The organism is Zobellia nedashkovskayae, from assembly GCF_015330125.1.
Classification (GTDB): domain Bacteria; phylum Bacteroidota; class Bacteroidia; order Flavobacteriales; family Flavobacteriaceae; genus Zobellia; species Zobellia nedashkovskayae.
Window position 1 is genome coordinate 2,827,813 of record NZ_JADDXR010000002.1, and the last position, 13,310, is coordinate 2,841,122.

Annotated in this window: 11 protein-coding genes; 6 read left to right on the top strand and 5 right to left on the bottom strand. The window is 35.8% G+C overall.

What is annotated here, in order from left to right; translation table 11 throughout:
- Nucleotides 1-24 precede the first annotated feature (24 nt).
- The 6 genes from kdsB to IWB64_RS11870 all read left to right on the top strand — a co-directional run bounded on the left by kdsB (nt 25) and on the right by IWB64_RS11870 (nt 9,079).
- Nucleotides 25-738 (top strand): 3-deoxy-manno-octulosonate cytidylyltransferase, encoded by a 714-nt coding sequence (kdsB, locus tag IWB64_RS11845; RefSeq protein ID WP_194535870.1) that lies wholly within the window; start codon nt 25-27, stop codon nt 736-738.
- Nucleotides 729-1,430 carry an HAD family hydrolase gene (locus IWB64_RS11850; protein WP_194534197.1) on the top strand — a complete coding sequence of 234 codons (702 nt, stop codon included), beginning with the start codon at nt 729-731 and terminating at the stop codon, nt 1,428-1,430. The genes kdsB and IWB64_RS11850 overlap by 10 nt, the downstream gene beginning before the upstream one ends.
- Before the next feature lie 6 nt (nt 1,431-1,436).
- Nucleotides 1,437-2,564, top strand: a complete 1,128-nt coding sequence (locus IWB64_RS11855) for an iron-containing alcohol dehydrogenase family protein (protein WP_194535871.1) — start codon at nt 1,437-1,439, stop codon at nt 2,562-2,564.
- Nucleotides 2,565-2,647: 83 nt separating this feature from the next.
- The gene (locus IWB64_RS11860) at nt 2,648-3,181 is read left to right on the top strand and encodes a 1-acyl-sn-glycerol-3-phosphate acyltransferase (protein WP_194534198.1); all 534 of its coding nucleotides are present in this window, start codon (nt 2,648-2,650) and stop codon (nt 3,179-3,181) included.
- Between the two features lie 121 nt (nt 3,182-3,302).
- Complete coding sequence (locus IWB64_RS11865) at nt 3,303-4,331, top strand: hypothetical protein (protein ID WP_194534199.1); 1,029 nt, start codon at nt 3,303-3,305, stop codon at nt 4,329-4,331.
- A gap of 221 nt (nt 4,332-4,552) precedes the next feature.
- The gene (locus IWB64_RS11870) at nt 4,553-9,079 is read left to right on the top strand and encodes a BspA family leucine-rich repeat surface protein (protein WP_194534200.1); all 4,527 of its coding nucleotides are present in this window, start codon (nt 4,553-4,555) and stop codon (nt 9,077-9,079) included.
- A gap of 77 nt (nt 9,080-9,156) precedes the next feature.
- On the opposite strand, the gene IWB64_RS11875 is transcribed toward IWB64_RS11870, so the two are convergent.
- The 5 genes from IWB64_RS11875 to gcvT all read right to left on the bottom strand — a co-directional run bounded on the left by IWB64_RS11875 (nt 9,157) and on the right by gcvT (nt 13,213).
- Nucleotides 9,157-9,867: a YebC/PmpR family DNA-binding transcriptional regulator gene (locus IWB64_RS11875; RefSeq protein ID WP_194534201.1), complete on the bottom strand. Its 711-nt coding sequence runs from the start codon at nt 9,865-9,867 to the stop codon at nt 9,157-9,159.
- Nucleotides 9,868-10,008: 141 nt separating this feature from the next.
- A complete protein-coding gene (locus IWB64_RS11880) occupies nt 10,009-10,296 on the bottom strand; it encodes a 4a-hydroxytetrahydrobiopterin dehydratase (RefSeq protein WP_194534202.1) in 288 nt (95 codons plus the stop codon).
- A 92-nt stretch (nt 10,297-10,388) separates the two neighbouring features.
- A complete protein-coding gene (locus IWB64_RS11885) occupies nt 10,389-11,210 on the bottom strand; it encodes a sugar nucleotide-binding protein (RefSeq protein ID WP_194534203.1) in 822 nt (273 codons plus the stop codon).
- A gap of 3 nt (nt 11,211-11,213) precedes the next feature.
- A complete protein-coding gene (locus IWB64_RS11890; protein ID WP_194534204.1) occupies nt 11,214-12,128 on the bottom strand; it encodes a glutaminase in 915 nt (304 codons plus the stop codon).
- Nucleotides 12,128-13,213: a glycine cleavage system aminomethyltransferase GcvT gene (gene gcvT / locus IWB64_RS11895; protein WP_194534205.1), complete on the bottom strand. Its 1,086-nt coding sequence runs from the start codon at nt 13,211-13,213 to the stop codon at nt 12,128-12,130. The genes IWB64_RS11890 and gcvT overlap by 1 nt, the downstream gene beginning before the upstream one ends.
- Nucleotides 13,214-13,310: the final 97 nt, after the last annotated feature.

Here is a 13,310-nt window from a genome sequence, read left to right on the forward strand (position 1 = left end):
GGATATAAAGTGAAAATAATAGCCATGATACCGGCCCGTTACGCGGCATCTAGATTCCCTGCAAAATTAATGCAGGACCTATCGGGAAAACCTGTTATACTCCGTACTTATGAAGCAGCAATAGGAACCAAGTTATTTGACGAGGTTTATGTAGTGACCGATAGTGATGTTATTTTTGATACCATAACCAATGCAGGTGGTCAAGCACTAATGAGTCAGAAGGAGCATGATTGTGGTAGTGATAGAATTGCTGAGGCAGTTACCAATATGGATGTTGATATTATTGTAAACGTTCAAGGAGACGAACCTTTTACGGATAGAGAAAGTTTGGCAAGCGTTTTGGAGGTATTTAAAAACGATACGGAAAAAGAAATAGACTTAGCGTCCTTAATGGTTAGGATTACTGATGAAGAAGAAATAAACAATCCAAACACGGTAAAGGTCATTGTGGATAACCGTAATTTTGCCTTGTATTTTTCACGTTCAGTAATTCCTTATCCTAGAAATAAAGATATTGAAAGTGTTTATTATAAGCATAAGGGTATTTATGCCTTTAGAAAAAGTGCTTTAATGGCTTTTCAAAGATTACCAATGCTGCCTTTAGAGGCTATTGAAAAAATTGAGGCTATTCGTTACCTAGAGTACGGAAAGAAGATTAAAATGGTGGAAACTACGGTTTCGGGAATAGAAATAGATACTCCGGAAGATTTGAAAAGAGCACAACAAGCATGGAAGTAGACTATAGCCAAATTACAGTGGTTGGCTTTGATGCCGATGATACTTTATGGGTAAACGAAACCTATTTTAGAGATGCCGAACAAAAATTCGGGAAGCTTTTGGAAGGTTACGAAACCATGAATACCATAGATCAAGAGCTGTTTAAAATGGAAATCGATAACCTAGAGCTTTATGGCTACGGTGTAAAAGGTTTTATGCTCTCTATGGTAGAATCTGCATTAAAACTTTCAAATAACAGGGTTTCACAAGCAACGATTGAAGAAATTTTGAATCTAGGTAAAGAAATGTTGCGTCAACCTGTTGAATTATTAGATGGTGTAAGAGAAGTTTTACGTAAATTAAGCGGAAATTACCGGTTAATAGTGCTTACTAAAGGAGATCTTTTGGATCAGGAACGAAAGTTGGAACGATCCGGATTATCTGAATTTTTTCATCATGTAGAGGTTTTGAGTGATAAAAAGGAAGTAAATTATCAGCATTTGTTGGACCATTTACAGATTGATGTAAATGAGTTTTTAATGATAGGGAATTCATTAAAATCAGATGTGTTGCCTTTAATTGAAATTGGAGCACAGGCAGTGCATGTTCCTTTTCATACAACTTGGGAACATGAACAAGTTAAGGTTAATGATGGGGATTATAATTATCTGAAAATTAATAAATTATCAGATATATTGGAGTATTTGAAATAGATTATGATGGAGGTAAAAAAAGAAATGCAGGTAAAAAAAGCAATTGTAGGTAAACAAACGGAATTTAGAAATTTTCCAATGGTGCCTAGAGTAGTTTTTGGCAAGGGAAGTTTTAATCAATTGGGAGATATCTTAATGCCCAAGCGAAAACATTCCGATGCTCCTTTTATTTTTTTAGTTGATGATGTTTTTGAAAATACGGAATTGGCAAAAAGAATTCCACTGATTTTTAACGATCAAATTATATTCATCTCAGCGGAAGAAGAACCTAAAACGGTACAAGTAGACGCTTTAGTAGATAAAATTAAAAGAGAATATCAAGATTTACCTTCGGGAATTGTTGGTATTGGAGGTGGGACTTTATTGGATTTAGCCAAAGCGGTATCGATTTTACTAACTAATAACGGAAGTTCTTCAGAGTATCAAGGATGGGATTTAGTTCAAAAGCCGGCAATTTTCCACGTAGGTATACCTACAATAAGTGGAACAGGAGCAGAGGTTTCTAGAACTACGGTTTTATTGGGTCCAGATAAGAAACTAGGTATCAATTCAGACCATACTACTTTTGGTCAAGTGCTTTTAGATCCGGATTTGACCCAAGGAGTCTCAAAAGAGCAATGGTTCTATACAGGTATGGATTGTTATATACATTGTATTGAATCACTTACGGGAACATTTTTAAATGCTTTTAGCCAAAGCTATGGAGAGAAAGCCTTAGAATTATGTAAAGAAGTTTACTTAGGAGATTTACCGGCAGAGGAATCAAGAGATAAACTAATGATGGCTTCATGGCACGGAGGTATGAGCATTGCTTATTCTCAAGTAGGTGTGGCACATGCTATGAGTTATGGTCTTGGTTATTTATTGGGGGTCAAACATGGTATTGGTAATTGTTTAGTGTTTCAACATCTTGAAGAGTTCTACCCAGAAGGCGTAGATCTTTTCAATAAAATGAAGGAAAAACATAATATTAAATTACCAACTGGTATCTGCGCTAATCTAAGTGAAGCAGAGTTTGAAACTATGATTTCCGTGGCAATGAATATGGTTCCATTATGGGAAAACGCATTAGGTAAGAACTGGCGAGATATCATTACTCCTGAAAAGTTAGAATCCATCTACAGAAAAATTTAGTATTATATTTTTTTTATAGTAAAATAGGTGGTTATCTTAGATGGTAACCCTGGTTTCACCTTCTTAAAGCTCTATATACTCTCATGCAAAAATTAGCTCGTTTTATATACTTCAAATTGATGGGCTGGAAAATGGTGGGCGAATTTCCCGGTCATATAGATAAGTTTGTAATTGCAGTAGTGCCACATACAAGTTATATGGATTTTTTCTTAGGACTCCTTATCAGAAAGGTATGGGGCGAAGAAATTAATTTTGTTGGTAAGAAGAGTCTTTTTACTTTTCCTTTTGGATTTATATTTAGAAAATTAGGAGGAGAACCTATTGATCGTACCAAGAATAATGATATGGTTTCGGCTACAGTAAAGGTGTTTGAAAAACGAAAAAAATTCAGGTTAACGATTGCTCCAGAAGGTACCCGGAAGGAGGTAGTTAAATGGAAAACCGGTTTTTACTACATTGCTAAAGGAGCCAATGTTCCTATAGTTTTAATAGCTTTTGATTTTGGCAAAAAGCAGGTCAAGATTTCAGAACCTTTGTATACTACAGATGATAAAGAGGCTGATTTTAAAGTTTATAAAAAATTCTTTGAGGGCGTAAAAGGGAAGAAATCTCGATAATTTTTAGGTATTTATAGTGCTATTTATCAAGATGTTATATTTTATTTGTCCTGTTTTATGATTTTTTTTAAAACCATCTAGTTCGTTCTACGTAAGTATGAGCAAATAAAAAAACGAACAGATGAAAAAAAATGTAATAAAACTCGGTTTAGTATTGACTCTAGGTTCATTCGTAATGACCTCATGCGACAAAGATGATGATGATACAGTAGACACGGAGCAACAAGATGAGCAAGTACAGTTATTTGCTTCAAACAATAGTGATGGTAACGTTACTGTTTATGATATGATTAGTGGGGAGGCAAGTACTTTAACAACTACATCAACAGCTGCAGAAGGAATTTATTATGATGAGAATACTGATGAAATTATTCAGGCGTCACGATCTTCAAATCAATTAAATGCATTTGCCAACATATCAACTTTCTTAGTCGACGCAACTGTTACGGCTTCAATTTCAAGCTCGTCGGATTTAGAAAGCCCGAGAGATATTGCAGTGAACGACAACTATATTATAGTTGCTGATAATGCAGATGTAGATGGCAATGCGGACACACCAGATGGAAGGTTGTTTATCTATACTAGAAGTAATGGTGAAATAAGTTTACGAAACGTAATTACTACCGATTTTGCCCTTTGGGGTATTGAAATGGTTGGGGATGATTTGTATGCCGTAGTAGACAAAACGAATGAACTAGCCGTGTTTACTGATTTTGTAGCAACGAATACAGCAACTACAACAGTAAGTGCTTCCAAACGTATTACTATAGAAGGTATTGTTCGTACACATGGATTGGCTTATGATAATGGAACAATGATTCTTACAGATGTGGGTGATGCCGCTTCCGATTCAGATGGTGCCTTTCATATAATTTCTGATTTTGATTCTAAATTCAGCGCTGTAGCAAATGGTGAAACTATGGTAGTTGCCGATAATCAAATTAGAGTTGCCGGTGCTAGTACCTTCTTAGGTAACCCGGTTTCAGCTGAGTACGATGCTGATTCGGAAATGGTATTTATAGCAGAGGCCGCTAATGGTGGCGGTCGTATATTGGCATTCTCAAATGCAGATGCAGGCGGAGATGTTGCTCCTTCAGTGAATAATAGTTTAGCATCCGCTTCTTCACTTTATTTTTATTCGAATAAATAAAAGAAAAAGAATATTATTAAGTTTGGAAAAAGCGACCTGAAAGGGTCGTTTTTTTTTTGGTTATAAAATTGAGCGTAAATGAACGTGTTTAAAAGACATTTAATCGATTATCTGTATCGCTGGATTAATATCTATATCGAAGTAATATCTTACAAATATTATTTTCATTACATTACACAGATTTTTACTTATTGATGCTATTTAGCTAACCAACCAATTATATGATAAAACTTTACTCAAACCCCCGTGTAGTTATTTTTATGATTCTTTTAACTATAACCTTTTTTAAGGGTAATAGCCAAAACATTTGTCTGGATTCTTCGCCGAGTACGGGAATCGTTCCCGTTCGGATTTCAGTCAGTTCGGACGACGGCAACGGCCCGTGCAACGTTATGGACGGCAATTTTTATTCCCGATGGAGTTCCAACGGTTTGGGTGAATGGATGACCTTTGATTTTGGGGAGACCAAGAACGTGTCCGATGTGGAGATCGCCTTTTTCTCGGGAAACCGAAGGTCCAGTAGTTTCGACCTTGCCGTATCGGATGATGGTTCTAACTGGACTAACGTTTTGGAAGGCCAAAGGAGCAGTGGCACTTCCATATCTTTGGAGGCTTATAGCTTTCCGTTGCAAAGTGCAAGGTACTTGCGCTATATAGGCCAAGGCAATTCACAGGAGAACAATGACTGGAACAGTATTTCTGAGTTCAGAATAAACGAACCAAGACTACCTGAAGTTGAATGTATTGAACCAAGTCCCTCTTCCGGCATAGTGCCAAAAAGAATTAATGCTGTTTCAGATGAGGGCAACGGTCCCTGTAATGTGATGGACAATGATTTGGTCTCCTATTGGAGTAGCAATTTTTCGAGCAAATCCATAACTTTTGAATTGGATGGTTCAAGTGAAATAGACCAAGTTGAAATAGCCTTTTTGTCAGGTGATATAAGGGTTAGCGTGTTTGATATTTCAGTATCGGATGATGGTTCTAACTGGACAACGGCACTAAAGGACGGGTCTAGCAGCGGAGCCTCGCTGGCCTTGGAAAAATTTAATTTTCCCGTCCAAAATACCAAGTATTTACGATATACGGTTCAAGATTCCCAAGACAATAATGATTTAGGAGGAGTTACGGAATTCCGAATAAACAAGTTTGTTTTACCTGAAAGGGATTGTCTGGATTCTTCGCCGAGTACGGGAATCGCTCCCGTTCGGATTTCAGTCAGTTCGGACGACGGCAACGGCCCCTGCAACGTTATGGACGGCAATTTTTATTCCCGATGGAGTTCCAACGGTTTGGGTGAATGGATGACCTTTGATCTTGGGGAGACCAAGAACGTGTCCGATGTGGAGATCGCCTTTTTCTCGGGAAACCGAAGGTCCAGTAGTTTCGACCTTGCCGTATCGGATGATGGTTCTAACTGGACTAACGTTTTGGAAGGCCAAAGGAGCAGTGGCACTTCCATATCTTTGGAGGCTTATAGCTTTCCGTTGCAAAGTGCAAGGTACTTGCGCTATATAGGCCAAGGCAATTCACAGGAGAACAATGACTGGAACAGTATTTCTGAGTTCAGAATCAATGAGGCCAAAATTAATGAATTCAGGCCTTTTGTGACTACTTGGAAAACTGATAATCCAGGAATATCAGGAGATGATCAAATTACTATTCATACTTATGAAAATGCAAGTTTTTTTGATTTTGAATATGATTATACAGTCGACTGGGGTGATGGAACAACTACCTCGGGCTTAACTGAAGATGCTATCCATACCTATGATATTCCTGGTACCTATGAAGTATCAATATTTGGTGATTTTCCTGGTATATATTTTGGTTTTTCTGGAGAGAATGACGAAAAAAAACTTCTTACAGTTGAACAATGGGGTGATAATGTTTGGGCTTCTTTCCATTCGGCATATAACGGTTGTTCTAATCTAGATATTAAGGCAACTGATATTCCTAATCTTACAAACGTAACATCATTTGATACCACTTTTGCGTTCTGTTCCAACCTAAAATGGAATTCAACAATAAATTCTTGGGATACTAGTAATATTACCGATATGGCATATACATTCTACTCAGCTAGCAATTTCAACCAAGATATAAATAACTGGGATGTGGTTAATGTTATTACAATGGCAAATATGTTTAATAGAGCTATAAGTTTTAATCAAGATATCAACAATTGGGATGTAAGTAGTGTTAGCACCATGAGTTCAATGTTTGAAAGTGCAATTGCTTTTAATGGTGATATTAGTAATTGGGATACATCTAATGTTTTGAATATGAGAAATTTATTTCTATCCGTATCCTCTTTTAACCAAGATATTTCGAGCTGGAATACTTCTAAGGTGAAATATATGAGCCACATGTTCAGAGGGGCAACTTCTTTTGATCAAAATGTAGGAGGCTGGAATGTAGAAAATGCCGAAAGTATGTTCTCGATGTTTTCGGGTGTAATCCTTTCCACTGAAAATTATGATAAACTATTATTAGGATGGAGTAATCAAGAGCTAAAAAATGGAGTAACTTTCGATGCTGGTGACAGCCAATATTGCCAAGGCGAAAATTACTTATATAAATTAGAAGATGAATTTGGATGGAATATTTCAGATGGAGGAATAACTGCTGATTGCAAAAACTCTCAACGCCCTTTTATTACCACTTGGAAAACAGATAATGATGGAACTTCAGAAGATAACCAAATAACAATACCAACTTCTTCAGAGGAAACTTACAATTATGACATTGATTGGGGTGATGGTACTATAGACACTGGAGTAACAGGAAAGATAACACATACTTATGCAATAGCTGGAACCTATGAAATTTCTATCTCTGGAGATTTTCCAAGGATACATTTCACTTATTTAGAAGATTTAGAGAAAATACTATTTATAAATCAATGGGGAGATATACAATGGTCTTCCATGGCAGCTGCTTTTGATCGATGTATTAATCTTCAAATATTAGCAGCTGACGCTCCTGATTTATCTAACGTAACTTCTCTTTCAACTATGTTCAGAAGTGTTGATAACATAAATAATAATCTGAATACTTGGGATTTTAGTACAATTACCAATATGCGTTATATGTTTAGTGAGTCATCTAATTTTAATCAAGATATTAGTAGTTGGGATACTAGTAGTGTTACTTCTTTATCGGGTATGTTTTATAAAACGGATTCCTTTAATCAAGACATTAGTAATTGGGACACAAGTAATGTTACCAATATGAGTTATATGTTTTATCAAGCAGAGTCTTTCAATCAAGACATTAGTATTTGGAATACTAGTAAAGTAACAAATATCGATGGTATGTTTTATAAAGCATCAGCTTTTAATCAGGATCTTTCGGATTGGGATTTTTCTTTAATTACTTGGATGTTTCAGACATTTCCTTATTCTGGTATTAGTGTAGAGAATTACGATAGTATGCTCATTTCGTGGTCAGAGAAAGAAGAGTTAACTAATTTTCGCTTAGATGCAACTGGTTTAAATTATTGTGAAGGGGTATTTGCTAGACAAAAATTAATTGATATAAATAATTGGAACATAATTGATAGCGGTTTAAATTGTATTAACACATCACCATTTGTAACTAGTTGGAAAACGGATAACATAGGGTTGTCAAATAACAACCAAATAACGATACCTACTTCTTCTGGAGAAACTTATGATTACGACATTGATTGGGGAGATGGCACTTTAGATATAGGGGTTACAGGAGAAATTACACATACTTATGTAACTACAGGTACGTATCAAGTAAGTATTACAGGTTCTTATCCTCAAATAGCATTTGGTGATTCTGGAGATAAGAATAAGCTTTTATCTGTAGATCAATGGGGAGATATGCCTTGGAGTACTATGTTTTTTGCTTTTGCGAATTGTGAGAATGTTCAAATTTTAGCCACAGATTCTCCTAATTTACTTAATGTAACTTCATTATATGGTATGTTTAGAAATGCTGATAGTGTCAATACAGATATAAGCGAATGGGAGACTAGTTTCGTTACTAATATGGGGCAAATGTTTTTTGACGCGGATAGCTTTAATCAAGATATAAGTAAATGGAACACTAGCAGGGTTACTAATATGAGTTTTATGTTCTTTGCAGCGGACTCTTTCAATCAAAACATAAATGAGTGGGATACTAGTAGTCTTATCAATCTAGAATATGCATTTTTCAATGCGATTTCATTCAATCAAAATCTATCCTCCTTTGATATTTCTAAGGTGATAAACTTATCGGGTGTATTTTCTGATTCAGGTTTGAGCTCATCAAATTATGATAGTACCCTAATCGGGTGGGCGGAACAGGATGATTTAATACAGAATATTACTTTAGACGCAGATAACATAGCATACTGTGGAGGAGCTGACGCACGTCAACAATTAATAGATACTTATCATTGGATTATAAATGATGCTGGCCTAGGCTGTGAAGCGCTAGAGGTGCCTTTTGATAATAATAGTGGAAAGGGAATAATAACAAATACGCCTATGTTATCCCCAAATCCTGTGATAGCTGAAACAATATTAAGTTTTGAAAAACCGGTTCAATTAACTGAGATAAATGTATTTGATGTTTCTGGAAGATTGGTACATTCATATAGTGGATCAGCCGTATCTGATGATGGGGAGTACTTATTAAACGTAGAAGAACTTCCTTCAGGAACTTACTTTATCAGGTCACTAGACGCTCAAGGAATGCTGTACCAAAAACAGATGGTAATTATGAAATAGAAAATAATATAGATTTTTTAAAACAAAAAAGCGACCAGTAATGGTCGCTTTTTTGTTTTTATAAGCAAAGAATTAAATTACTCTTGCATTGTATGATATACATTCTGTACATCATCATCTTCTTCAATTTTCTCTAAAAGTTTTTCAACATCAGCAGCTTCTTCTTCAGAAAGTGCTTTGGTTACTTGCGGAATACGCTCAAAGCCAGATGATAGAATTTCTATTTCTCTATTCTCTAATTCTTTTTGAATAGCACCAAAGCTTTCAAAAGGAGCATAAATTAGGATGCCATCGTCATCAACAAAAACCTCTTCTGCGCCAAAATCAATAAGCTCCAATTCTAATTCTTCAGGGTCAATCCCTTCAGCAGGAATCCTGAAATTACAAGTATGGTCAAACATAAACTCTACCGAACCTGAAGTACCCAAATTACCATTACATTTATTAAAATAACTTCTAACATTTGCAACGGTACGGGTATTGTTATCTGTAGCAGTTTCTACAAGTATAGCAATGCCATGCGGAGCGTAACCTTCAAAAAGTACTTCTTTATAGTCGCCCAGACTTTTATCTGAGGCTCTTTTAATAGCGCGCTCAATATTGTCTTTAGGCATGTTAACGGCCTTACCATTTTGAATTACGGCTCGCAGTCTAGAGTTGGAATCCGGATCCGGTCCTCCTTCTTTTACTGCCATAACAATGTCCTTACCAATTCGCGTAAAGGCTTTTGACATTGCCGACCATCGCTTCATTTTACGTGCTTTCCTGAATTCAAAAGCTCTTCCCATAATCTATGTGTAATATATTTGTTGAAGGTAGTAAATTTAATAAAAATGACAACTGTTACAAGGAATTGAACTTCATCAATTCAAAAGAACTTTACTTAGTATCGTTTTTGAACCAATGAAGGAGAACCCTTTATCAACTTTTTATTCACTATCTATAATCTCTTCTATGCTTTGTGCCAGCTTAAAATCTTTTTCAGTAATGCCCTCTGCATCGTGGGTGTTAAGTCTAATATGTAAAGAATTGTAGACGTTGCTCCAATCTGGGTGATGGCTTTGAGCTTCACATTCAAAAGCAATGCGGGTCATAACAGAGAATGTGTCTTTAAAATCTTTGAATTCAAAAGAAGTCTCAATGGCACCATCAACATATTCCCAACCACTTAATTTGGTAAGTTGGCTTTCTATTTCTTGTTCCGATAGTTTTTTCATAGGATTCTGAATTTTTTTTGTTCATAACTAGTAAGCTCTCATAAATTACGCAATTCAAATTCTTTGAGTAGTGAAAGGAGCCTAATTTAAGATTAACGTATTACATGATGTTCAATAATATCTTGATATCCGTATTGTAAATTTTTTGGCAATTTATTGTCTTTCGGTAGAACGGCAAGATATCTCTCGTCGTTAGTTGTAAATATCCGTTTGTAAATAGGACTAAATTCTCCAATGCGTTCTACTACTTCTTTTATGAAATCTTCATGGTGCACAAGATCTTTGCTACCCAAATGAAAGATTCCTGTCTTGTCTCTGTTAATGAGATAGTGGATTTGTTGGGTTAGTTTGTCATCATTGGTAACATTCAAAACCAGATTAGGAAAAACTTCAACAGGGGCATTATCCCAAATGTAATTTTTAATATCTTTTATCCGCGGAGAGCTATTTCCAAAAACCATTGGAATACGTAAGATTCCCATTTTATCTTGCGGCAGCCTAAGCAGCATATTTTCGATTTTAATCTTTAACCTTCCATAAACACTCTCGGAAAGTGTTTTGTCGTGCTCGTAAGATGGGTATTTTCTGTAGGCATCAAAGACGTTGGCAGAAGAAAGAAAGTATAGTCTACAATCGTTCTCTTTTAAATATTCAACAATATGTTGATGAGCCAATATTTGAGCTGCGAAATTACCCCTAACGGCAGAAACGATTACATTAGGCCGGACTTTTTCTAATATTTCATGTACATCATCTTCCTCCATATCGTATTTGAAGAATTGCTTATTGTCTTCAAACGACCGCCTAGCTGAATTATAGGTTCCATAAGTGTCAAAATAGTTACATAGTTCCTTATAAATAGCGTTACCTAAAAAGCCACTTCCCCCAAGTATTAAAATTTTTTTTATATCCAATCTTTAAAAAATTGAGTGTCCTGTTTTGGTTGTTAATTCTTCTAATGCAGCCATTCCTAATTTAGAGTTTCCTTTTGGGTTTAAACCAGGAGACCAGGTAGCTACACAATATACATTAGGTAGCAAAGCTACTATTCCGCCACCAACGCCACTTTTTCCGGGAAGACCAACTTCAAATGCAAACTCTCCAGCTTCGTCATAAAAACCACAAGTTAACATTAATGCATTTATACGTTTTACCTGGTTTATGTTAAGGTAACTTTTTCCTCTTTGACATTTACCGTGATTCATGAAAATATAAAAGGCATCTGTCAATTGTTTACAATTCATTTCCAATGAACATTGATGAAAATACATATCAAGTACAGATTCGACATCATTATTGAGATTACCATAGGATTTCAACAAATTGGCCGCGGCATAGTTTTTAAATCCTGTATTTTTTTCGGACAACGCTACTTTTTCATTATAGCGAATAGAGGAGTCATTTGTTAGTTCTTGAACAAAACTCAAAAATTCTTCTTTTGGATTTTTTAGGTGAGATACCAGAATATCTGCAATTACTATAGCTCCTGCATTTATAAAAGGGTTTCTAGGAATGCCATTTTCTAGTTCTAAAAGAGACAGGTGGTTGAACGGGTCGCCAGAAGGCTCAACATCAACTCTTTTCCATAATTCATCTCCTACCAAGCCAAAAGAGAAAGCAAGTGCTAGTACTTTAGAGATACTTTGAATAGAAAAGCCTTCCAATGCTTCTCCGGAACTATAGCTTTTCTGGTTTGCATCTAGAATATGAATACCAAACTTATGTAAGCTAATATTAGCTAGTTCTGGAATATACGAAGCTACAACACCTCTGTTTGTTGTTTCTTTGGAGTTCGCAACAATGTTGTCTATTATGGTTTGATAATTTACCATTATGCTTTGTAGAATGGAAGCTTTACCACCGTTGCGGGTATAGCTTTTTTACGAACTTGAATGTGTATTTTAGAACCAACTTTAGAAAAAACTTGAGGAACGTAACCTAATCCAATTCCTTTTTCTAGTGAAGGAGACATAGTTCCCGAGGTTACAATACCAATAGTTTTTCCTTGGCCGTCCACAATGTCATAACCATGTCTTGGTATGCCTCTTTCCTCTAGCTCAAAACCAATAAGTTTACGTTCTGGATCATGTGCTTTTATTTTAGCTAAGGATTCACTGTTCACAAAATCTTTAGTGAATTTTGTAATCCATCCTAAACCAGCTTCAAAGGGAGATGTAGTGTCATCAATATCGTTTCCATAAAGACAATAGCCCATTTCAAGACGTAGGGTGTCACGAGCAGCAAGGCCAATTGGTTTAATGCCGTAAGCGGCGCCAACTTCAAAAATATTGTCCCATACTTGTTGAACTTCACTGTTTTTACAATAGATTTCAAATCCACCAGAACCAGTATATCCCGTGGCAGATATGATTACATTTCCTAATCCAGCAAAATCAGCAACAACAAAATTATAAAATTTAATGCTGGATAAATCAACCGAAGTTAAGGCTTGCATTGCTTCAACAGCTTTAGGACCTTGAATAGCTAAGAGCGAGAATCCATCTGAAATATTACGCATAGTTGCGCCTATCTCTTCATTGTATTTTGATATATGCGACCAATCTTTATCAATATTGGAAGCGTTTACTACCAAAAGATAGGTTTCTTCTTTAATGCGATATACAAGAAGGTCATCAACAATACCACCTGTTTCATTAGGAAGACAGCTATATTGGGCTTTACCAATGGTTAGTTTAGAAGCATCATTGGAAGATACTTTTTGAATTAGCTCTAAGGCTTTTGGTCCTTCAATTAAAAATTCTCCCATGTGCGAAACGTCAAAAACGCCTACACCATTACGAACTGTTTCATGTTCTACATTTATACCTTCATAAGAAACAGGCATGTTATACCCTGCAAAGGGCACCATTTTAGCTCCTAAAGCTATATGGGTCTGGGTTAATGCAGTATTTTTCATCGTACTTGTATATTTAGATGTACAAAGCTATTGAAATATTTAACTATTGTATAATTGCGCTTTGTTATGTTTTACACAATCTTTGTAAATTACCCAA